At 64.2% G+C, this 23022-nt stretch carries 18 protein-coding genes; 6 read left to right on the top strand and 12 right to left on the bottom strand.

Features of this window, described 5'->3' with window-relative positions; genetic code table 11:
* Positions 1 to 167 precede the first annotated feature (167 nt).
* The 3 genes from asd to EWE75_RS25075 form a co-directional block, all read right to left on the bottom strand.
* Complete coding sequence (gene asd / locus EWE75_RS12660; RefSeq protein WP_130158010.1) at positions 168 to 1019, bottom strand: archaetidylserine decarboxylase; 852 nt, start codon at positions 1017 to 1019, stop codon at positions 168 to 170.
* Between the two features lie 171 nt (positions 1020 to 1190).
* Positions 1191 to 2378: a diguanylate cyclase domain-containing protein gene (locus EWE75_RS12665; RefSeq protein WP_130158012.1), complete on the bottom strand. Its 1188-nt coding sequence runs from the start codon at positions 2376 to 2378 to the stop codon at positions 1191 to 1193.
* Positions 2379 to 3230: 852 nt separating this feature from the next.
* Complete coding sequence (locus EWE75_RS25075) at positions 3231 to 3407, bottom strand: hypothetical protein (RefSeq protein ID WP_165388370.1); 177 nt, start codon at positions 3405 to 3407, stop codon at positions 3231 to 3233.
* Between the two features lie 637 nt (positions 3408 to 4044).
* On the opposite strand from EWE75_RS25075, the gene EWE75_RS12670 reads away from it, so the two are divergent.
* Entirely contained in the window at positions 4045 to 7242 is a 3198-nt protein-coding gene (locus tag EWE75_RS12670; RefSeq protein WP_130158014.1) for a TonB-dependent receptor, read from the top strand.
* Positions 7243 to 7398: 156 nt separating this feature from the next.
* On the opposite strand, the gene EWE75_RS12675 is transcribed toward EWE75_RS12670, so the two are convergent.
* The 4 genes from EWE75_RS12675 to EWE75_RS12690 form a co-directional block, all read right to left on the bottom strand.
* Positions 7399 to 8358, bottom strand: coding sequence for a fumarylacetoacetate hydrolase family protein (locus tag EWE75_RS12675; RefSeq protein ID WP_130158016.1), 960 nt, complete (start codon positions 8356 to 8358; stop codon positions 7399 to 7401).
* 14 nt (positions 8359 to 8372) lie between these two features.
* Complete coding sequence (locus EWE75_RS12680; protein WP_130158018.1) at positions 8373 to 9488, bottom strand: FAD-dependent oxidoreductase; 1116 nt, start codon at positions 9486 to 9488, stop codon at positions 8373 to 8375.
* A 21-nt stretch (positions 9489 to 9509) separates the two neighbouring features.
* Complete coding sequence (locus tag EWE75_RS12685) at positions 9510 to 10415, bottom strand: VOC family protein (protein WP_345789380.1); 906 nt, start codon at positions 10413 to 10415, stop codon at positions 9510 to 9512.
* Between the two features lie 66 nt (positions 10416 to 10481).
* A complete protein-coding gene (locus EWE75_RS12690; RefSeq protein ID WP_165388371.1) occupies positions 10482 to 13013 on the bottom strand; it encodes a TonB-dependent receptor in 2532 nt (843 codons plus the stop codon).
* Between the two features lie 161 nt (positions 13014 to 13174).
* Here EWE75_RS12690 and EWE75_RS12695 point away from each other — a divergent pair, with 161 nt between their 5' ends.
* The 3 genes from EWE75_RS12695 to EWE75_RS12705 all read left to right on the top strand — a co-directional run bounded on the left by EWE75_RS12695 (position 13175) and on the right by EWE75_RS12705 (position 15483).
* Complete coding sequence (locus EWE75_RS12695; RefSeq protein WP_130158024.1) at positions 13175 to 14305, top strand: cobalamin-independent methionine synthase II family protein; 1131 nt, start codon at positions 13175 to 13177, stop codon at positions 14303 to 14305.
* A complete protein-coding gene (locus EWE75_RS12700; RefSeq protein ID WP_130158026.1) occupies positions 14302 to 14694 on the top strand; it encodes a nuclear transport factor 2 family protein in 393 nt (130 codons plus the stop codon). Before EWE75_RS12695 ends, EWE75_RS12700 begins: the two co-directional genes overlap by 4 nt.
* 78 nt (positions 14695 to 14772) lie before the next feature.
* A complete protein-coding gene (locus EWE75_RS12705) occupies positions 14773 to 15483 on the top strand; it encodes an alpha/beta fold hydrolase (protein ID WP_130158028.1) in 711 nt (236 codons plus the stop codon).
* A gap of 16 nt (positions 15484 to 15499) precedes the next feature.
* Here the strand turns inward: EWE75_RS12705 and EWE75_RS12710 are convergent, their stop codons facing one another.
* From EWE75_RS12710 to EWE75_RS12725, 4 genes are all read right to left on the bottom strand, one after another.
* On the bottom strand, positions 15500 to 16807 hold the full coding sequence (locus tag EWE75_RS12710) for a spinster family MFS transporter (protein WP_130158030.1): 1308 nt from the start codon (positions 16805 to 16807) through the stop codon (positions 15500 to 15502).
* Between the two features lie 61 nt (positions 16808 to 16868).
* The gene (locus EWE75_RS12715) at positions 16869 to 17915 is read right to left on the bottom strand and encodes an amidohydrolase family protein (RefSeq protein ID WP_130158032.1); all 1047 of its coding nucleotides are present in this window, start codon (positions 17913 to 17915) and stop codon (positions 16869 to 16871) included.
* A complete protein-coding gene (locus EWE75_RS12720) occupies positions 17912 to 19216 on the bottom strand; it encodes a fumarylacetoacetate hydrolase family protein (protein ID WP_130158034.1) in 1305 nt (434 codons plus the stop codon). Before EWE75_RS12720 ends, EWE75_RS12715 begins: the two co-directional genes overlap by 4 nt.
* Complete coding sequence (locus EWE75_RS12725) at positions 19206 to 20189, bottom strand: MBL fold metallo-hydrolase (RefSeq protein ID WP_130158036.1); 984 nt, start codon at positions 20187 to 20189, stop codon at positions 19206 to 19208. Before EWE75_RS12725 ends, EWE75_RS12720 begins: the two co-directional genes overlap by 11 nt.
* A 105-nt stretch (positions 20190 to 20294) precedes the next feature.
* Between EWE75_RS12725 and EWE75_RS12730 the strand changes: the two genes are divergently transcribed.
* Complete coding sequence (locus EWE75_RS12730) at positions 20295 to 20975, top strand: TetR family transcriptional regulator (RefSeq protein ID WP_130158038.1); 681 nt, start codon at positions 20295 to 20297, stop codon at positions 20973 to 20975.
* A gap of 31 nt (positions 20976 to 21006) precedes the next feature.
* On the opposite strand, the gene EWE75_RS12735 is transcribed toward EWE75_RS12730, so the two are convergent.
* A complete protein-coding gene (locus EWE75_RS12735; RefSeq protein ID WP_130158040.1) occupies positions 21007 to 21912 on the bottom strand; it encodes a LysR family transcriptional regulator in 906 nt (301 codons plus the stop codon).
* 90 nt (positions 21913 to 22002) lie between these two features.
* On the opposite strand from EWE75_RS12735, the gene EWE75_RS12740 reads away from it, so the two are divergent.
* Positions 22003 to 22962 carry an SDR family NAD(P)-dependent oxidoreductase gene (locus EWE75_RS12740; protein ID WP_130158042.1) on the top strand — a complete coding sequence of 320 codons (960 nt, stop codon included), beginning with the start codon at positions 22003 to 22005 and terminating at the stop codon, positions 22960 to 22962.
* The last annotated feature ends 60 nt before the right edge of the window (positions 22963 to 23022 follow it).

A 23022-nucleotide genomic window follows, 5' to 3' on the forward strand; every position in this document is an offset into this window, starting at 1 on the left:
CCTATGACGACATCGTCGACCATTGCTGCGACGCCTGGAACAAGCTGGTCGACCAGCCCTGGAAGATCATGTCTATCGGCCTGCGTGATTGGGCTCGCGAGTTCTGATCAGTGAATCTTGGTATAACGCTTGCGTTACGCCCCCACGCGAGGGGTCGGCAGCGTCGCTCAGCCCGGGGCGTTGCCCATCAGTTCGCCGAGGCGCACTGGCCGTTCGGGGGCCCAATCTTCGTTGAACGTGATGGAGTGTTGCCTGAAGAGCATCACGATCGTCGAACCGAGAAGGAAGCGGCCCATTTCCTCGCCCTTTTTCAACACGATGTCCTGATCAGTATACATCCATTCGGACACAGTGTTTGTTCGCCTGGGGTTAACCACGCCGTGCCAGACGGTTGCCATGCTTCCCACGATGGTCGCGCCGACCAGCACCATCACGAAAGGACCGTGTTCGGGCGACGCGAAGACGCATACCACCCGTTCGTTGCGCGCGAACAGGTTCGGCACACCGCGCGCGGTGGTCGGGTTCACCGAGAACAGTGTTCCCGGCACATAGATCATGCGCATGAGTGTACCGTCGCAGGGCATGTGCAGGCGGTGGTAGTCCCTTGGGGACAGGTACAGGTTGGCGAAGCTGCCGTGACGGAACTGAGCGGCCAGTGCGCCGTCGCCGCCGACCAAGTCCGTCGTGGTAAAGCGATGCCCCTTGGCCTGCAGGATGTGATGGTCGTCGATGGGGCCGAACTGGCTGATCGCGCCATCGACCGGGCACACGAAGTCCGCGGTCACCATCGGGCGCACGCCGGGCTTGAGCGGGCGGGTGAAGAAATCGTTGAACGTCTTGTAGCTGCTGATGTCGGCATCCGCACTTTCACTCATATCGACGGCATATCTGCCGACGAACCAGCGGATAAGCCGGGTTGTCATCGCCCCTCCCTGCGCCCCGGCGATGCGCCCGGCAAAGGTGGTCAAGCGCTGCTTGGGCAGTACATGCTGGAGCAAGATCTTCAGGCGATCGGACATCAAGACCTCAAAACATCGGCAGGCCCTTGTAGCGGCATGAGGCGCCAGGTCGATCTTTCCGAATGCCGCGTTCCAACGGCAGGCATGGTGATGTGGCTTTGGCGAGGTCGCCGTAGCATGGCGGCGTGTTCGTCGATGGCCGCTGAAGGTGGCATCTTTCCGGTCCGCGAATTACAGCAAACCTTGCAGAAGCCCCAGACGCACGGCCTCGGCCCGGGTGGCGACGCCCATTTTCAGATAGATGCGCCTGATGAAATTGCGCACGGTATGCTCGGATACGGTCATGGCTTGCGCGATCTGGGCGCTGGTGCATCCCCGCGCGATCAGCCTGAGCGCCTCGATCTCGCGGGGCGACAGCGGGGGGCGATCGAGGCTCGCAAAGTTCCGGGTCAGATTGAAAGGATCGGTTTCGCGAAAATCCTTGGCATCGAGCGGCAGGGCCTCGACGCGAAGTTTGTCTCCAGGCTTCCGTCTGGCCATTTCCATTGCCGAAGCCGCGCGGGCGTGCAGGGCTTCGGGTTCAAACGTCCTTGGCCGGGAAAGGAAGGCCAATCCCACCGAAACATGCAGGGGGATGGCCGACCCCCGCCATAAAACCGCGTCTGCCAGATCGGGCGGCACGGCGACGGGGGACACGCGAACCCAGCGGTCACGATTGAGAAGAACAGCGAATTCCCGGCCACCCAAGCGTGCCGCAAAGGCCTCCGCCGGATATGCGGTCCGTAGGTGTCGGGCGAACGCCACCAGGCAGGCATCGCCGGCAGCCATCCCCCAACGGCTGTTGATCTCTCTCAGATTGTCCAGACGGTGCAGCGCCAGCGCGCCCACGGTCGCTGATCGTTCCACGCCCTGAATGCTATCCAGGAAATGGGCGTGATAGTGCGCGCGGTTTGCGAGACCTGTCAGTGCATCATATTTGCTGAATTTACGTTGCTCTTCCCAACGCGCTCGCTCTGCGGTGATATCCTCCTTCAGCCCGTACAGGGCGAGGGGGTGACCGTCACGTACCTTGGTCGCAGCCTTGATGCGGATCCATCGCTCCTTAGCGTCGGACCGAATGATCTGCGCTTCCAGCGAAAACGTCCCGCCGCTGGCGATCGCTTCGGACCGTAAACGCTCCAGCAGCAGCCGAGACGGTTCGGCATACATGCCGATTGTTTCGTGTCGTTCGACGGGCTTGTCCGACGGCAATCCAAACATGTCGAAAACCGACGGAGACCATGACAGGATTTCCGTGCGGAGGTCGCACGCCCATGCCCCCATCCCAGGCAAGGCTAACACATCATTACAAAAATCGGCGGCGGCATCACGCCCGAGATCGGTGCTCTTTATACGTGACTGCATGCCGTCCTGATTCAATCGTGTCGTCGATAGACCATGAGGCCCCGTGTAATTCGGCGGGGGTACGGTACGCTCTCTATCGGCCAATAGTGGCAATAAGGTGGATCAGGGCGATTCCGTCATAAAGTATTTACATGGTCGGCATGCACTTGGCTGCGCTCGGGCGGCACCGCAGACCGGCATAGCGCAGCGCGATGGAGGGCGACCCCAGCGTAGGCCGCCGTCATCGTTCGCGGGCACCATGCCCGGCATATCCGTTGCCGGTCCCCCACGTCGGTTCGCGCGCAGCGCTGCCCCTTGGTCTGGAAGCAATTTCACCACTGTGGCCGGGTTGGGCCACAGACAAGATCCATCTGTCACGACATGACACTGCGGCACTGAGTCGGGGGGAGTGGCGCGTTGTATTGCTAGCATTTTATTCGCGGCGCGATCCTCAAAAGGATCTCTCGACCAACACGCTCCAGCTTGGATCGAAGCTGAGGTGAGGGGGCTGAGATATGTCGGGATGCTATTTCGCAGACGTCGAACAGTTGCCGATGAAGACTTGAAGTGTGCGTGAAAAGATATGGGGCTAATGTTTTATGATCTTCGCTGGAGTAGCTGTTGCCGCTTTGGCAACTCTTTGCGGGATATACGCCATTTGGGCTCGTCATCGCGAAGCCAACTCCCGTCGTGCCTGGAGAGCGCGCCGGAATGAACAGGCTCTGGAGAATGACGCGGTGCATTTTGAGAGACGATCAGCGCGCAACTAGGCCGAAGCCGCCTGTCTTCCAGGCCCCGCAAGCGGTTGATTTCGCAATTAAATAATTGGCTCCAGAGCTGGACGCAGCATTGCGTGTCGAAGCTCTGGCAGTCCCGCCCCCGCGCTTCTTACCCGATCGTTGTCGCATGGATCGGCAACAGCGCCGCGCCGAGCGTTGCCGCCGTGCCTTCCAGAGTTGATACCGAGATACGCGGCGTCGTGCCGACATGGTCGCCGATCCGCATCGTGGCATAGCCGATTCGCTCGACCAGCGCGGTCAGGATGGCGTACTCATACGCGCTCACATATGGGCGGCGACGGGCCACTTTCCGTTGATAACCGGAAGGCGAGCGATGACGTCAAGCGAGCTGTGACGGGCACGCGGGCGCGCTTTGCAGTAAGTGGCGATCTGATGATCGTCAGTCCTGTCGCCGTGTGAGCGGATCGGGTTGGCAATGAGTGGTAGCGTTCCCGGCCAATCTTGAACCCGCATGCGGTTTGTTACGGCCGTGTCCAACGGTGGACGATAGACCCAACGAATCGCTCCTCCGCAGCTTGCACCAGGGTTCAGCCGTTAAAATGGGCAAGGCGATTTTCCGGCTTCAGCCCAACCAGTTTTTTTAGCCGACCAGACCAATCGGGTTGACACCTAGGAACTCACGCTATTAGATAGCGCTACCATGCACAGATGCCTTCGCTTTTGGTGGAGTAACAGGTTCTTAAACACGCTGGCGCGTTTGATCGGCGGAAGTCGATATTTGTCTGCTAAGTCGCCAGGCATCTTTTGTGCAAATAGCCTTAAATACTTAAGTTCAATATAAGCTTATCGACAAAGTTCGGCCGAGTTGTTTCGTCGTTTCCGTTTTATATAGACCGAAATTTCTAACACTTACGTCAGCATTGATCGGCAACATGTCGACGCAATTAAGAGGGGATCCAGAAATGAAATCGCAAAAGCTACGCCTCTGCAACACCCGTTCAGCCCTGCTGTGCGCCACGGCCTTCGCAAGCCTGTATAGCTCTGCCGCGCTCGCGCAGGCGACCCCGCCACAGTCCGCGCCTGCCGAAGCGCAGGATACCGGCTCATCGATCGCGCCGTCGTCAGATTCCGCCGCTCAAGATATCGTGGTGACCGGATATCGCTCCAGTCTCGCCAAGTCGACCAACGCGAAGCGCGAGTCGACTGGCTTTACCGATTCGATCTTCGCGGAAGACATCGGCAAGTTTCCCGACACCAACATCGCGGAATCGTTCAACCGTATTCCCGGCATCACCATCACGCGGGACATCACCGGCGAAGGCGTGAACGTCGCGATCCGCGGGTTGGGGTCGAACTTCACCAACGTGACGTTGAACGGCGCGCCGATCGCGGTCGCGTCGTCGGGCGCAACCGATGCGCAGGGCACCGATCGTTCCGTCGATCTCAGCTTCTTCCCGACCGACCTGTTCACCAAGCTGACGGTGAACAAGAGCTACACCGCCGACCTGCTCGAAGGCGGCGCTGCCGGTAACGTCGATCTGCGGTCCGCGCGTCCGTTTGATAACGCCAAGCCGTTCATCGCCTATAACATCCAGGGGTCGAACCAGAGCCCCGACGATCGCATCGGCGTGCGCGGCTCGATGATCGGAAGCTGGCACAACGATACGATCGGCATTCTGGCCGGTGTTTCCGGTCAACGCCTGTTCACCGATACGCGCGGCTTCGAGACGGTTGGATATACCAATCCCGCGTTGTCCACGCCAAACAGCATTGCCGGTACGACCAACGGCGTACAGAACACACCGACTGCGGCTCAAACTCTCGCTGCCCAGTGTCGCGCCAACAATGCGAGCTGCAACAGCACCGCCGGCGGCAACTGGACGATCCCAGCGGTGGTGCCGGTCGGCGCTGGCGCCGGGCTGGTCGCGGGGACGCCGATCAACCAAGATTTCCTGCTCGCGCACAATCCCGGTGCGACGATCCAGCAGATCGACAACGCGCTGCTCCCGCGCCTTGGCCGCACCTCCGACGAGCGCGGTTCGCGTGATCGCATCAACGCGATCGTCAGTGTCGAATGGCGGCCGACCGATACGCTGCACTTCTACGTGGATGGTCTCTACGGCTACAAGCACAACAACCTGATCCGTGAGGACATGGCGTGGATCGTGCGTAACAGCGCGATCATCCCGACCAACCTGACCTTCGACAAAACGGACTGCAGCGCGGGCTGCTCCGTGACGGGCGGCACGTTCGCCAACGCGCAGTTCTTCGACGAATTCCGCCCCTATATCGAGACCACCAAGCTGTTCAGCGTCAATCCCGGCGGCACCTGGGAGATTTCCGACAAACTCAAGCTGAACCTGCAAGGCAATTACTCGCGGTCGACCTTCCACCGTGAGAGCCCGACGGTTGGCGGAACCACCGCGCTTGGCGTCGGCAACACGGTGACCTATGCCAACGACGGAACGGGCGTTCCCAGCATCACCAGCAACATCGATCTGAACGATCCGAAGAATTTCGGCTGGTATACCGGCAGCCGTCTCAATCTTCAGGACGAGCGCCGCATCAACAAGACCAAAGGTTTCCGCGGTGATCTGACCTGGGGCGGCACCAAGCTGAACCTCAAGGTCGGCGGTGCCTATGATGACGTTTCGCGCCTGATCCAGGGCTACGACAACAGCCAGGCCTGGCAGAACGCCGCGTGCGGAAACAATCCCAGCGTCTTCCTGCCGTCGCCGAACACGCAGCCGCCGTGCGTAGGGTTGAACGCGCCCGGCGCGGCTCCGGCGGGGTATCCGAGCTATCCCGGCTACGGGACCGGATCGACCGCGGGCATGACCGGCCCGGTGACCTACGGTGGGTCGCTGGTGCCGAACTCGGCCTTCCCGAGCTATCTGATGCCCGGCCCGGCCGGTTTCGTGACCGTCAACTTCCCGGCGTTCGCCAATGCGACCAACTATCAGTCGTTCCACGACAATGCCCCGGCCAACGGCGCGTCGAACACCAGCGCGGCGAGCGGACAGATCCGCGAGATCGTCAAGTCGGCGTTCGCCACCTTGAACGGCGCGCAGGAGCTCGGTGAAGGCACGCTGCGGTTCAACATCGGCCTGCGCTACGTCAACACGATCCAGATCATCACCGGCTCGACGTCGCTGCCCGATCCGCGCAATTCGCCCGCTGGCGGCGGTTCGCTGCCCGATGGCAGCCGCTATCCCAATTTGACCGGCACGGTGACGACGCGCAACGAGTACACCAACTGGCTGCCGGCGGCGACGTTCGCCTATGATATTGGCGAGCATGCGGTGGTTCGCGTCGCCGGTTCGCGCACGATGACGCGGCCCGATCCCTCGGCGCAGTTGCCGGGCGTCAACTTCGGCGCGCCGTCAGCCGATCAGGCGTCGATCGGTAACCCGGCGCTGAAGCCGTATCTCGCAACCAACCTCGATCTCGGCTTCGAATATTACACCGGCCGCGAGGGCGTTATCAGCGTCAACGCGTTCCGCAAGTCGATCGCGGGGTTCACCACCACCAGCCTCACGACGGTGCCGTTCACGAATCTCGCGCAATACGGCATCACTTACGATACGCTGAACCCGACCCAGCAGAACGCGCTGAACTCGCGTGGCGGCCCGACCGCGGCGCAGGTGCAGATCACCTCGCAGATCAACGTGCCCGACAAGCTGACGATCAACGGCCTCGAGTTCCAGTGGGTCCAGCCGCTCGACTTCCTGACCCAGCACATCGGCGTCACCGGTTTCGGCTTCAACGCCAACGCCACGATCGTCGATCAGACCAGCAAGGGCGCTGCGGTTGCATTCGGGGTCGCGCCGTTCACCTACAACATCACCGGCTATTACGAGAAGCACGGTGTCATGCTGCGCGTGTCGAGCACCTCGCGTCGCGGCTCGCAGAACAGCGGCACGGCGCAGAACGGCATCCCGGCGGCAGCTCTGTATGGGTTCGATTATACGAGCTACGACTTCTCGTCGGCGTTCGACCTCGACAAGATCTTCAACCTGCCGCACGCGCCGCAGTTGACGATCAACGTCTCGAACTTCACCGATGCGACGTTGAAGTCGTACTTCCAGTTCGAGAACCTTGCCTTCACCCAGTACAAGCCCGGCCGGCAGTTCCTGGTCGGTCTGCGCGGGACGTTCTAGAACGTCGTGAAGGATGGCGTTCAGGCAGGCGGTTGGCGCGATCTGCCTGAACGACAGTATGATCGTGCGCGGGCATCGGCATAACGCCGGTGCCCGCAAAGAGGACGGTGGGCGGATGCTGCGGGGTTGGGCCGCCGATCTGCCGGATCAGATCCCTCAGCGCTCGGCGACGCAATGGTTGCGCTGAGTGCCCAGGCCGGTGATCGTGCCCTCCATGATGTCACCGTCTTGGAGGAAGACCCCGAACGCCGATCCGTTGCCGTAAGGCGATCCGGTGCAGATCACGTCGCCGGGCTGCAAAACCACCCGATCTGACAGATAGGCGATCTGACGTTCGATCGACGTCATCATGTCGGCGGTGCTTTCGTTCTGATACACCTTGCCGTTCACCGAGAGCGTGATGGTGAGATCATAAGGATCGGCGACATACTGGCGCGGCATGAGGATCGGGCCGAACGGCAGGAAGGTCGGAAAGCATTTGCCCGACAGCCAGTCGGCACCGATCGCCGATCCGTCGCGCCGGAAGATATGTTCGCGCGCGGTGACGTCGTTGACGATCACGAACCCGGCGACATGCGCCATTGCGTCTTCCGCCGCCACATGCCGGGCGCGACGACCGATCACGACGCCGAGTTCGAGCTCCCAGTCGGGCTTTTCGACGTTGTTCGGCAGGATCACCTCGTCCTGCGGGCCGACGACACACGATGGCAGCTTGATGAAGCAATAGGGCAGCGCATTCTTGCGCTCGTCCATGATCTTTTCAACGTGGCGGCGGCGGTCTTCCTCGCTGAGCGCGTCATGCTCGGCGGTACGCATCGAGGGATCGCCCATGATGATGCCGACGACATGCTTCTTGTAATTGGCGCCGGTGCAGAAAATCTGGCGCGGCAGATAGGGCGCGTGAAGGGTGAGCGTGTCGATCGGCCGCGCGTCAGCGAGCAAGGCGGGATCGGCAGCGATGCGTTCGAGCGCGGGCAGCACTGCGTCCCAATCGTCGAGCAGCGCGAGCAGGTCGCGCGTTTCGCCGCTCGCTGCCAGCGGTATGGCACGATCATCGACGACGAGTGCGACTTCCGGGTGCCGGTCGAAGGTGATCGTGGCCAGGCCAAAGCTCATCGTGGTGTTCCTGATCAATAGGGCTGTTGAAGCTGGTGCATCGTCTCGCCCATGATCGTCGTCGCCGGCACCTGATCGCCCGCCGCCATCTCGATCTCGCCGATACGCACGGAATTCTCGACGACGATCCGCGCCCGTTCGAAGCGCCGCGCCATGAAGCGCGCCAGCGCTTCGTCCACGGATGTACCGCTGGTCAGTTCCTCGCCCAGCACCAGCCCGTCCTCGACCGCGATGCCGGCGCCCGATGCCATGTGCGGCGTCGTCGCATGCGCGGAATCGCCGATCAGCACGATGCGCCCCTTGTACCAGGGCGATGGTAGCAACAGCCATTCCAGCGGGCGGTAATTGACTTGCGAGGCCGCGCCTAGGCTCGCGCGTATCGCCGGGATGTCGCCGCCGAACGGCGCCAGCAGGGCGTCGAGACGGGGAAGCTGGTCCTCGGGTGCGAACCAGGGATTGTCCGGCACATGTTCGAGCACGAACACGTAGATTTCATCACGCGAGACCGGGTTGATGCCGAGCTTGACCGCACCCCCGACGTACAATTCGGTGCGATCGAGATGGGCAGGGCGGGGCGCGAGGATGCGCCAGCAGCCCTGACCAGTGAAGCGTGGCGCGGGCGCCTCCGGGAACAGCATGCGGCGCGTGTCGGAGAAGATGCCCTCAGCCGCCGCCACCACGTCGAACCGGCCGCTGCTGCCGTCCGAGAAGGCGACGTCGACGCCGTCGCCATCATCGTGCAGCGCTTCGGCCTTGATGCCCAGCCGGACCTCGACCCCGGCCGCGCGCACCGCCCGCGACAGGATATCGTGCAGCACCGGGCGCAGGATTCCGCCGCCGGACTGGATCGGCAGCGGATTTTCGGGAACCGGTGATTCCATGATGACATGGCCGCTCACGCTGCGCAGGCGAATGCCCGCGCCCACGAAACCACGTTCGCGGACCTCGTCCAGAATGCCGAGATCGTCGAACGCCCGCAGCGAGATGCCGGTCACGCTGATGCCGGCGCCGTACACGCGCCATTGCGGATCGGCGTCGATCAACGTGACCGCCACACCGCGCCTGGCGAGCGATATCGCCGCCGTCATACCGCCGACACCGCCGCCGACGACGAGAACCCGATCCACCATGATGTTTCCTTCCGCCGGCGATCAGGCCGGGATGTGCCACAAGCCCTTGTCGGGGCTCAGTTCGGCGTGCGGGACATTGCCGGGAATGATCCGCCCGGTGCCCCATTGGTCGGTGATCGACGGCGTCGCCGCATAGGTCTGTGGAACCCAGGTCGCGTCATCGACCTCCTCGACATCCGACGTATATTCCACCGCGTTGCCGTTGGGCGTGACGAAGTAGCTGAACGTGTTGTTGCCGGCGGTGTGGCGGCCCGGCCCCCAAGTCAGTTTGACGTCGTTCTCGTGCATGCGCGCCAGCCCACGCATCATCTCATCGACTGAACTCACGTCGAAGGCGATGTGATTGAGCGTGGGTGGTCCCGGCAGGATGGCGAGACGGTGATGCGCTGAGTTGCAGCGCAGGAACACCATGAACTCGCCGATCCAGTCGGTCAGGCGGAAACCGAGGACGTCTTCGTAGAAGCTTTCCAGTGCCTTGATGTCGGGCGAATGCAGCACAACGTGGCTGATGCCGATCGGTATCGCCTCGCCCTTGGCGAGCGTGCGGTGCTGGCGCGGCGTGCGTTCGCACACCACCTCGATCGCACGGCCTTCGGGATCGAAAAAGCGGCAGGCATAGCCGCCAGCCGGGCCATCGGCGGGGCCGGGTTCGGCGATAATCTTCGCGCCGGCCGCCTTCGCCTTGGCGAAGATCGCATCGACGGCATCGCGTCCCTCCGCCGAGAAGCCGATCAGATCGGTCTTGCGCTCGGCATCCTCGCGCAGCCGGATGACGAAGGCGTGTGGCGAGCCTTCCGCCGCGAAATAGACCTTGCCGTCCTGCTCGCCGACTTCGACCAACCCCCAGGTCTTGCCGAAGAAGTCACGCTCGGCGGCGAGATCGGGAACTGCAAGCCCGACATAGTGAAGATCGTTTACGCTTGCCATCAACGTCGGCCCTCCGCTTCGCAAATTCGTATATTCCTGCATATAGGAAATAGCAAGCTGGCTCTGTCAGCGGAACCGTGCGCCGACGCGGACGCCATAGGTGCGCGGCGCCTCGTAAGACCCGATGTAGATGCCGCTCGCGGCGACCTGCGACACCGCGAATATGCGGCGGAAGTTTTCGAGATTGTTGATGAATCCCGTCACGAACCAGCGCTCGTCGGCTGGCCCGAACGTGATCGACGCGTTGGAGGTCGTGCCGGCCTTGGCGTAGATATAGGACGAATAGCTCGGGTCTTCCTGCGCGCGCCCACGGTAGCGTGTGCCAGCCTGGAGCACGATCTTGTAGTCGCCGAGCGGTATCGTCTGTTGTCCGTTGACGTTGAATGACCATTCCGGCGTGTTGACCGCCGGCTGGCCCGAACAGTCGATATGAAACACCGCTTCGGTCACGCCGTTGATGACGCTGTTGCCGGCCTGCGCGCCACACATCGTCGGGGGCGGGGCGCCTTGGTTGGGCACGTCATATTGGAAGCTGTCGTAGTTGGTGTGGACATATTGCACGCTGCCCGACAGCAGCGTGTTGCGGGTGACGAGGAATTGCGCATCGGCATCGACACCGTAGATCGTGCTCCTGCCGACATTGCGGGTCAGGAACACGGTGGTCGGCGGGGTGCCGAGATCATATCCGAACGTGCTGAACTGCTGGTTCCGGTATTTCCAGTAAAAGCCCTCGATGTTGAACTGCACTGTGTTGTTGAAGAAGCGGTTCTTGCTGCCCACCGTCCAGGCGTCGATCGTCTCGGGCTTGTAGCTTTCGAGCCCCTGCGCGAAGGCGAAGCCGCCGGCATGATAGCCGGTCTCGTAGCTGACATAGGCCATCGACGTGTTCGAAAACGCATATTCTGCGCCGAGCCGGTACGTGAACTTTGAATTGGTGAGGCCGGAATTGATTGCGGTGTTCGCGTTCAGCACGAAAGGCGCGGTCTGCGATCCACCGAAGGCGGGCGGCAAGGCGAAGAGCGGCACGTTCGTTACCGGAATGCCGCGCGCCGCATAGAAGGCGCGCAGCGACGCCGCATCGGGCACGAGCGGGATGAACGGCACGTTCGGGCACTGGTTCGGCGGGAAGGACGCGGGGTTGCCGCAGAACAGGATGTAGGTGTCGCTGGTTCCGTCGAAGCGCTTCTTGTCCTGCGTGTATCGACCGGCGGCGGTCAGGCTGAGCTTGCTGGTGGCGTGCCACGTCAGCTTGCCGAAGCCGGCGTAGGAATCGGTGGTGGTGGTGAAATTCTGGTACGGCACCAGTACGAACTGCGAGAAATAGGTGTTCGACTGGATGTGCTCGCCGAAATAATAGCCGCCGACGACGAAGTCGAGTGGGCCAGCCTTGCCGGCATAGCGGACCTCGCCGCTGAACTGCCGATCCTTTTCGTGAGTGCCCGCGCCGTTCATGCCGGGGGTGATGAGGTTGTCGAGCCGGGATTCGCGGTACGCCGGCACCACCGTCAGCGTGCCAGGTCCGACCTGCCAGTTGGTCTCGCTGAGAATGCCCCAGAAATCGTTGGTGTTGTACGGTTGCCCCTGGACCACCTCGCCGGCGCGGCCCGCCTGCGCGATGTACTGCGATGCGAGGTATGCTTGTGATTTCGGGCTGAAGATGCCCTCGCCGGGCGCGTAATGGGTGGGGGAATAGCTGTAGCCGCTGAAACCCGTCGGGCCGAAATTCGGCGTCGCGGTGCCGACGTAAGTGGCGAACAGCTTGGCGCCACCCTGATGTGCATAGTCCGCCGATATACGCGTGTTCAGCGTGGGGGTGAGTTCGGCGTAGACCTGCGCGCGCGCGCCATATTCATGCTGGTCGTTGGTGCCGTCATTGTAGAACGGATCGTGCGAGGCATAATTCCCGGCAAGGCGGAACGCGCCGGAGGTGCTGATCGGCAGGTTGATTGCGGCCTGCGCGTTGAGCGTGTTGTAGTTGCCGTAACTCACCGTGCCATCGGCCGAGAGCATGTTGAGCTGCGGCCGGTTGGGGATCACATTGATCGCGCCGCCGGTGGCGTTGCGCCCGTACAGCGTGCCCTGCGGTCCTTTCAGAACCTCGACGCGCTGGAGATCGTAGAAGCTGCCGCTCGTCGAGGAGGGGCGGCCGATGTAGACGCCATCGTAATTGAACGCGACCGCCGGGTCCGAATAGGCGTTGATCGTGGTGTTACCGACGCCGCGCACAACGAAGGTGGTGTAGGAGCCGCCGGTGCTGGCGGCGACCAGCGCGGGCACGACCCGCGAGAGGTCTTCAGGGCGGGTGACCGCTTGCTGCACCAGCTCCTCGGGCTTGATGACGCTGATCGCGATCGGCGCACGCTGCGCGCTTTCCGACACGCGCTGCGCGGTGACGACGATATCCTCGAGCCCTTCGGCGCTGGTATCAATCGTGGTGCTGTTGGGCGCGCCGCCTTGTGGTGCATTGGCGGCGGGAAGCGATTGCGGCACGGGCGCCGCGTCGCCGCTCGCGGAGGTAAGCGGTGGCGTTTGGGCATGGGCGGGCGTGGCCATCGCCAGGACGCTGGCCGAGGCAAGCAGCAGGATTGCGCGATTCATCGTCATCCCCTCCAGTTCGGCTGCGGCTTATTTCCCGCATACCGGATTATCAATTCCGGCTATCATGAATTAGGGCGGGGCTCAAGCTCGCATGTGGCATCGGCTTCCCGAATTCGATCTTTGCTGTAGAGGTGGATAATCATGACTTCTGGAAATCTCGCATGACGCATATCGCGACCACCCACGTCGGCAGCCTGCCGCGTGGCCCCGAACTCACCCCGCTGCTGCTCGCGCGTGATCAGGGCCAGCCCTATGACGCTGCCGCGTTCGACAATGTCGTGCAGGCCGCCGTCGATGCGGCGGTCGCTGCGCAGGTTGATGCCGGGGTGACGGTGGTCAGCGACGGTGAGCTCGGCAAGGTCGGTTATTCGACCTATATGATCGAGCGATTGTCCGGGTTCGGCGGCCATGTCGATCGCAAACCGGCGCTCGATCTCGCGCCGCTGCCGGAATTGCGCGCCAAGCTCGCGCATATCATGGGCGCACAGGAGTTCGTGCGCGCCTCCTGTATCGGCGACGTGAAGCTGGTGAGCCTCGCGCCGCTGCACGACGACATCCGCCGCTTCCGAACTGCGCTCGACCGGCAGGGTGGGGCGGTCCGCGCCTTCATGAACGCGGCGTCGCCCGGCCTCATCACCGCGTTTCAGAAGAACCTCCATTACCCGAGCCACGAAGCCTATCTGGCCGATCTGGTGCGTGCGATGCGCCCCGAATATGAAGCGATCGTCGCCGCGGGTTTCGAGCTGCAACTCGATTGTCCCGATCTCGCGATGTCGCGCCACACCGGCTATCAGGAGATGGGCGAGGCCGAGTTCCTCGCCACGATCGAAGCCAATGTCGAGGCGCTCAATGCCGCCACTGCCGGCATCGCGCCGGAGCGGATGCGGATGCATGTGTGCTGGGGCAATTACGAAGGTCCGCACGATCACGATATCGCGCTCGAGAAGATCATCGGCATCGTGCTCAAGGCGCGCCCTGCCACCATCCTGTTCGAAGCGGCAAACCCCCGCCACGAGCATGAATGGAAGGTCTGGCGCGATGCGCGCGTGCCCGACGATAAGATCCTCGCGCCCGGGCTGATCGACACCTGTTCGAACTATCTCGAACATCCCGAGCTGGTCGCGCAGCGGATCGAGCGGTTCGCGGCGATCGTCGGCAAAGACCGCGTGGTTGCCAGTACCGACTGCGGCTTCGGCACGTTTGCCGGCTACGGCAAGATCGATCCGGCGGTGACCTGGGCCAAGCTGCGCGCCCTGCGCGAAGGCGCGGATATCGCCGGCGCGCGGCTGTGACGCCGGAAGCGCGCCGCGCGGCAGAATGGGACTGTACCCGGCTCGTGCATCTGTATGCCAATCTCAACGATCAGGCGCGGTGGGCCGAAGTGGCCGCGCTGTACGCCGCCGATGGCTGCATGACTCGCCCCACCGCGCCGGATTCGCCGGTCGTCGGTCGCGCCGCGATCCTCGCCGCCTTCGAAAGTCGGCCACCGCGCACGACGCGGCACGTCTGCGCCAATGTCGTCATTGATGTCGAAAGCGAGACGAACGCGCGCGGCAGCAGCGCGATGCTGTTGTTCACCGCCGCCGCCACGCCGCCCTTGGTCGGCGGGTTCGAGGACCGGTTCGTCCACACGGAACAGGGCTGGCGCTTCGCCGAACGGCGCGGAACGCTGACCTTCTGATTGCGCCGCGCGGAGGCACGCGCGAAGCCGACCCTTTTCCCTCAGCGCCGACAGGTGTGTTCGCACAGGAGACCGTTCATGCATGACAATCCCGCCACTGGAGACAGCACGCCGCTCCTGCTGCTGCCCGGTCTGATGTGCGACGCGCGCATCTTCGCAGGCCAGCTCGCCGGCCTCGCGTCAGCGCGTATGGCGGCCGATTATGGCGATCTCGATGATCTCGGCGCGATGGCCGAGCGGCTGCTCGCCGCCGCACCGCCGCGCTTTGCATTGCTCGGTCATTCGATGGGCGGCCGCGTCGCGCTTGAAGTGGTGCGGCGGGCACCCGAACGCGTCGCGCGTCTCGTTCTGGCCAGCACGGGTATCCACCCGCGCCGCGACGGCGAGCAGGAGAAACGCCACGCGCTTCGCGATATCGGGCGGGCACAGGGGATCGGCGCGTTGGTCGATGTCTGGTTGCCGCCGATGCTCGGTGCCGCTGCCGCGCGCGACACCGCGCTGGTCGATACGCTCGCCGCGATGTGTCGCGAGGCCGGCATGGCGCGCTACGAGGCGCAGGAGGCGGCCTTGCTGAACCGGCCTGACGTGACCGCATTGTTGCCGACGATCGCCTGCCCGGTGCTCGCCATCGTCGGCAGCGAGGATCGCTGGAGTCCGCCCGAACAACATCGCGCGATTGCGGCGGCTATCCCCGGTGCCGAACTGGTGGTGATTGACGGCTGCGGGCACATGCTGCCCGCCGAAGCGCCCGATGCCGTCAATGCCGCGCTATCGCGCTGGCTCGCGTAGCCTCCGGTTACGCGCCTCAGTGGATCACCGCTGCCGTCGCCGGATCACGCACGCACGGCGCCAGATCCGCCAACCGCCGATACGCAAGCAGCAGCAGTAGCGTCGCCGCGACCGGCGTGACGATCATCGTCGCTAGGCCGTAACGCAGCGACTCTATGCCGTAGGTCGGCGCCAGCGCGTCGCTGACGAATCCCACGACGAACGGCGCCATCGCGCTGCCGATCAGCCCGAATGCGAACAGCATCAAGGTCGAGGCGAGCGCGCGGACGCGGTGGCTGACGATATCGCTGCCGAGCGCGAAGCAAGGCGCGACGCCGAGGGAGATCAGAAACGTCATCATCGCCGTCGCCGTCATCGCGCCGGCGAGCGTCGGCGCGAACACAAACAGCGCCAGAAACGGTGTCGCGAGCGGCGTCGCGACCAGCGGCACGAGCAGCCCGGCGCGCTCGCTGTCACGGCGGCGGACGAGCAGCGTGGCGAGCACGCCGCCGATAACGGTGCCGGCGATGCCGCTGATGCCAACCGCCGGCCCGATCACCGCGCCGACCTCGGCGAGCGGGACATGATGGCTGCGCTGCAGAAACGCCGGCCCCCACGCGCCGAGTACCGCGCCGACCGTGCCGAGAAAGCCGATGCCGAGCGACAGCGGCACGAAGCCCGGTGTCGCCAGCACGCGCCGGATCGCCCCGCGCGCGTCATCATCGGCGGTAGCGTCGAGCGATAGCCCGTCCGTGCGCCGTGCCGGGTCGCGCACCGCGAAGAGCATTCCCATCATCAGCACGAGGCCGCCCGCGCCGCACATAACGAACATCCACCGCCAGCCATGCGCTGCCGCCAGCACGCCCGCGAGGATCGACCCGCCGACCAGACCCACGAACGTACCCGCCTGAAACATCGCGACCGCGCGCGGCCGCTCGGCCGGTGCGCGCAGGTCGCCGATCATCGACAGCGCAACGGGAAAGACGGTCGCCTCGCCGACCCCGACCAGCACCAGCGCCGTCGCCAGACTCGCAAAGCCGCTGGCGGCACCGATGAACGCCGTCGCGATCGACCAGATCGCCACGCCGATCAGCAGGATAAACTTGCGGTTGCCGCGATCGACCCAGTGCGAGATCGCGACGCCCGCGACCAGATTGAAGGCGATGAAGATCGCGCCGTTCAGCAGCGACATTTGCGTATCGCTGAGCAGCAGGTCGTGCTTGATCGGATCGACCACCACGCCGAGCAACGCGCGATCCCCCCAGCTCAGCGTGTTGGCGAGGAACAGGGCCATCAGCGTCGCGCGCGCACGCGTGCCCCGGCCGGCAGGGTCTTGAGACGTCATCGCTATCACTCTCCTGCTTCGGCCGCTCGTGCGGCTCGCGTATATTTCGGCGTTCGCGGTGTTACGTCAGCGTCAGTCCTAGCAGATTGGCGGCGTTCAGCCCGAGGATACGAGCCTGATCCGCCTCGCTCAGCCGCTCATGGAAACCGACCGGATCGGGTTCGGCCATGTCGAACGGATAATCACTGCCGAGGCACAATTTATCGGCGCCGTGTGTCCGCACGAGGCTGTCGAGCTGGTCCTGATCGAACACCAACGTATCGAGCCAGAGCTTGCGCAGGTAGCTGGACGGCGCGTGTGTGCAATGTTCCGAACAGTCGCCGCGCGCACGCCAGGCGTGATCCATCCGGCCCCAATAGCCCGGCATGTATCCGCCGCCGTGCGCCACGCAGATCCGCAAGCCGGGATAGCGGTCGAGCACGCCGCCGAAGATCAGATGGCCGACCGCCAAGGTCGATTCGAGCGGGTTGCCGATCAGATTGTTGAAATAATATTCGCTCATCCGCTGCGCGTGGGTGAAGCCGAGCGGATGGATGAAGATCAGCACGCCCAAGTCCTCCGCCGCCGCCCAGAACGGCCGGAAACGCGCATCATGGTAATCCACACCGTTGACGTTCGAACTGATCTCGATCCCGCGCAGATCGAGTTCCCGCACGCAGCGGCGCATCTCTTCGACAGCAAGGCCGACATCCTGCAACGGCACCGTTCCCATGCCGACGAAACGGTCAGGCGTGGCGGCGACGGCGGCGGCGATACCGTCGTTGACCGCGCGCGCGGCGGCGCGCCCGGTATCGGCATCGGTGAAGTAGAAATACTGGCCGGGGCTGGGGCTGATCGCCTGCACGTCGATGCCAAGCCGATCCATGTCCGCAAGCCGGGTATCGACCGTGTTGAGCGTCCGCCCGATCGTGGCGAACTGGGCGCGGTTGACCTCGCTGGTCTTGGCGCTGGTAAAGTCGTTGATGCCCGGCGGCGGGCCGGGATATTTCCCCTGCACGATCGCGTCGGCGGCAGGAATGCCGAGGTGGCAGTGGATATCGACGACGAGGTGGCGGCCGCGCGCGGCGACGCGGATCGGCTGGCGGTCGCCGCAGGTGGTGATGGTCATGCGTGTGTCTCCGTGCCGGCGCGTGCCGGGAGGATGGTGCCGGCGCAGTCGCCGAAGCCAATCGGGCGAAAGCCCTCGGCGTGAGCGCGCCCGCGAAGGGTTAGCGTGTCGCCGTCCTCGAGCATCGTCCGCGTCGAGCCGTCGGGCAGCGTGATCGGGCTGCCGCCGCGCATCGTGATTTCGGCGAGGCAGGCGCGCGCGGTATCCGCCGCGCCCGATACGGTGCCGGTGGCGATCAGATCGCCCGCCTCCAGCGGCGCGCCGTTCGATGCCTGATGCGCGGCCATCTGCGCCAGCGTCCAGTACAGGTCCGCCAGTTCGGTTTCGACGATCCGTTTGTGCGCTCCGGCGGCGGTCGCGAGATCGGCTGTCAGGGTGACGGCAACCGCGCCGTGTGACCTGTCGGCGGCATCGAGCAGATACGCCGGCACGGCGGGTTCACCCTCGGGCCGGCCCCGCGCGGTGGCGCGGAACGGGGCGAGCGCTTCCATCGTCACGATCCACGGGCTGATCGTCGTCAGGAAGCTCTTGCCGAGATGTGGGCCGAGGATCATCTCGAAGAACTGGATGCCGCGTGCCGACCAGTCGTTGACCAGACAGCAACCGAACAGCAGCGCTTCCGCCTCGGCGACGTTGACGGGCGTGCCGATCGGGTTTCCGCCACGCAGCCAGGCGCCGAATTCCAGCTCGAAATCGAGCATCGGCTCCGGTCCCCATTGCACAATGCCGCTGGCCGGCGGCGTCTCGAACTGACCCATCGGGCGGATCACTGGCGCGCCGCTCGCCCGCACCGAACTGGCGCGACCGTTATACGCGACGGGCAGCGACAGCGCGGCGAGCTTGGGCACGCCGCCGCCGCCCATCCGCGCGATATGATCGTAGGAGGTGCAGAAATCGGTGAAGGCGGGTGGCTTGAGCGGCATCAGCAGCTCAACGTCGTCGATCGGGACGAGGACAGGCTCCAGCACCGCGCGGTGCGCCCTGTCCTCGCGGAACAGCGCGAAGATCTCCGCCCGCAACGCGCTGACGGCGGCGGGGGCGGCGGCGAGCAACGGCAGCAGGGTGTCGTGCGATCCCGCCTTCGCCGCGTCCAAAGCCGCTTCGCCGAGGAGGTCGGTCGCGGCGAGCGCGGCAAGATCGATAATGCTGTCGCCCAAGGCCACGCCGCCGCGTGGCGAAGCCGCTGCCGTGCAGAACACGCCGAATGGCAGATTCTGCAACGGGAAGTCGGTGTCGCCATTCGCGCTTTCGACCCAGCTCATCGCAGCCGGATCGTGCGTCGCGTTCAGCTCAATGGTCATGGCCGCACACCTCGGCATGACGCTGCGATTCCCAATGATAGCGGCCCATCGCGCCGAACAGATCGCGCGATTCTTCCGGGGTGAAGGTGGTGCCCCATTGGCGATAGAGCGAGAACACGTTGGCGACGATCCGCTCGGGGTCTTTCCAGCCGCGATATTCGGTCATGGTGATGTCGCGTGCGGCCTCGTTCCAGCCCATGCCGGCGTCGAAGCGTTTGCGTGCCTCGGCGCGGACATATTCGAAATAGTGTTTGAGGTTCGCGACCGCGCTCACATCGGTGATGGGGCCGTGGCCCGGCACGACGATTTCGGGATCGAGCGCGATGATGTGCGCGCACGCGGCGATCCAGTTCTCGATCGGGCCAGACCACATGATCGGATGGCCCTCGTTGAAGATAAGATCGCCCGTGAACACGGTGCGGTCGGACGGCACCCAGGCGATCGTGTCCGAACTGGTATGCGCGGGGCCGAGATCGATCAGTTCGACTGCCTTGTCGCCGACAGTCACGGTCATCTGCCCATCGAACAGCGTGGTCGGGAAGGTGAACGTGTCCATCCCGCCGTAATCGAAATTGCCCATCGTCTCGAACAGGAATGCGCCGGCATCGCCCATATTCATGTAATTGGTGCGGAGCGAGGCGAGGCTTTTGGGATCATATTCGTTCATGTCTTGGCGGCATGCCGTCGTCGCGATGATCTCGGCGCCCTCGACCGCGCCGTTGCCGAGGAAGTGATCGGGATTGGCGTGGGTGTTGAACAGCCGGTCGATGCGATCGCCACCCGGCACTTTTTTGAACGCGTCGAGCATGTCGCGGGTCAGATCGAGGCCCATCAGCGTATCGACCATCAGCGTCTGCCCCTGCGACACCACCAGGCCCGCGTTCGACCAGCCCCAGCCGCCATCGGGCTGGACATAACCATACAGGCCATTGCCCAGATCATGCACGCCGCGCGTGAAGGGCCAGTTCGGCATCCGTCTCTCCCATTCGTGTTTGACGCGAGTGTACGGCGATAATTCCGCTTTGCAAGAATTCTTGCGACGTTGCTCAAGCCGGTTTCCCCTGCCAACACGACGCGAATGGCAAAGACACCTGCGAAACCTGACGCTGCGCCCGCGAAACAGCCTGGAGAGAGACGCCGCAAAGGCCGCCCGGCGGGCAGCGGCGGCGGCGCTATCCGCGAATCGGTACTGGCGGCAGCGCTCGCTCTGCTGCGAACCTTGCCGCCCAATCGGGTCTCGATCGCGGCGGTCGCGCGTGCGGCCGAAGTCGACCCGGCGCTGGTGCGCTATTATTTTGGCTCGCGGGAGGCTTTGCTGCTCGAAGTCGCGCAACTTCTGGCGGAATCCGATCCGCCAGAATATGCCAGCGAACATCCGGTCGCCGCGCTCGAGGAGTTCATCCACCGCACGTTCCGCTTCACCCGCTCGGCCAAATATATGCAGCGGCTAATGGTGGAGGAACTGAGCGGCGCGCGGTCCCCCGCAGTGCGCGATCAGGTGCGCGCGTGGAACCGGGGGCCGATCGAGTTTTACGAACACCTGAAACGCGATGCGGAGGGTGAGGAGCTTGCGGATTTCAACCCGCTGTTCCTGCATCTCGCGATCGTCGGCATCAGTGATTTCTTCGTGTCCGGGCAGGCGCTCATCAAACTGCTCGTGCCGCCAGATTCGGACATGGCCGCGTTGGAGCACGACTATGAACGGTTCGTCGTGCGCTTGCTGCTCGACGGTTTGCGGGAGCGCGAGCCGCCGCGATAAGCGATATGCCGCCGTCGTGAGAAAGCTCACGTCAATGCTGGAGAGCGCTCGCCCCGACGTGCGCGGCCATGCCTTCGACCAGCGCATCGAACGTGATTCGCATGCGATGGGTCGAGCGCAGGTCTTCGTGCATGACGATCCATATCGGGAGGTGGGCGGTGAACGTATCGCGCAGCACTGGCACGAGTGCGGAATCGCGGCTGGCGATAGGCTCCTGTACCACGCCGATGCCGAAGCCCGCGCGCACCGCCGCGATTTGCGCGAGCTGATTGTCGGTTCGCAGCGCGAAGCTCGGCAGGTCGGGCCAGACGGCGTTGATCGAGCGGAGGGAGGTCACGTCGCGGTCGAACCCGATCACGGCGTGACGCGCGAGATCCGCCGCGCTCTCGATCGGCGGGAACCGCGCGAGGTAATCCCGTCGAGCGTAGAAGCCGAGGCGAATGCTGCCTACCGACTTCGCGAGCAGGGCCTGTTGCCTGGGCTGCGTCATCCGAATCGCGAGGTCGGCATCGCGCCGGAGCAGATCGGAGGAAGCGTTGGTGAGCAACAGCTCGAACGTCAGCGCGGGGTGGGCCGCGTGCAGCGCCGTTACTATGGGCGGCAAGACCTCGGCGCCGATAACCTCGCTCGCGCTGATGCGGACAACCCCGGCGGCTGCGTCTGCCGGAGCGGAGGCAGTGCGGACCAATGCGGCGGCGGCGGCTGCCATCGTCGCGGCATGTGGTGCCAGCACCCGCGCGGCTTCCGTCGGTTGAAGACCGCGCGCGGATCGCGTGAACAGCGCGCCCGTGCTCAACCTTGCCTCGAGTTCGGCGATATGCCTGCCTGCGGTCGGCTGAGTGAGGCCAAGCGCGCGCGCCGCGCTCGACAAGCTGCCTTCGCGGAGCACCGCGTCGAAGGTCCGCCATAACTCCCAGCCCGGGCTGCCCTTGTCCATGCGAAGATGCATAGCAGCCCTGCACCTTTCGGCAATTTCCGATTGCCTCTGCGGGGTCCATCTCCCTTTGCAGCAACATTGAGGTGAGAGATGATGAACGCAGTCAACAAGGCACTGGTGATCGGCGCGACGGGCGGAATCGGTGGTGAGGTCGCACGGGCATTGGTCGCGCACGGCTGGGAGGTGCGGGCGCTCCACCGCGACCCTGAACGCGCCGCGTCGAGCAACCCCGCCTTGCACTGGATGGAGGGGGACGCGATGGACCGGGCTTCGGTCGACCGCGCCGCTGAAGGCATGGCGGTGATCATCCATGCGGTGAACCCGCCCGGCTATCGCAATTGGGCCGGGCTGGTCCTGCCGATGCTGGACAACACCATAGCGGCGGCGGCCAGGAACGGTGCCCGCGTGGTGTTACCGGGCACGGTGTACAATTACGGCCCGGATGTGGGCGAGGCGGTAGACGAGCGGGCGCCGCAAAATGCGATAACGCGCAAGGGCCGCATCAGGGTCGAGATGGAGCGCCGGTTGCAAGCGGCGGCTGAGCGCGGCGGGAAAGCGCTCGTGGTGCGCGCCGGCGACTTCTACGGGCCACGCAGCGGCAATAGCTGGCTGGCGCAGGGTATGGTGCCGACCGCCGGCCCGGTGAGGCGGGTCTTCAATCCCGCGCGTGCCGGCGTGGGCCATTCATGGGCGTATCTGCCCGATCTGGCCGAGACGATGGTGCGCTTGCTTGAAAGGCGCGATGATCTCGCGGACTTCGACAGCTTCCAGTTCAGTGGCACCTGGGTGGACGACAATCGCGCCTTCGCCGAGGCAATCCGTTTGGCGGCGGGGCGGCCACAGGCACCGATCTATCCTTTCCCCTGGCCGGTGGTGCATGCGCTGGCGCCTTTCACCGAAACGGCCCGTGAAATGCGCGAGCTGATCTATCTCTGGCGTCGGCCGTTGCGACTGATGGATGGCAAGCTGCGGCGTTTTCTCGGCGAGGTGCCGGCTACGCCGCTGGACGAAGCGCTCCGCACGACGTTGCAAGGGCTGGGGCGCTCATAAAGAGGACCGGTCCAACGCGCCGTCTGGCTCTCCGGGGAGTCCAGACGGCGGCAGAGGCGA

This window comes from Sphingomonas populi (assembly GCF_004208535.1).
In the GTDB taxonomy this organism is placed as follows: domain Bacteria; phylum Pseudomonadota; class Alphaproteobacteria; order Sphingomonadales; family Sphingomonadaceae; genus Sphingomonas; species Sphingomonas populi.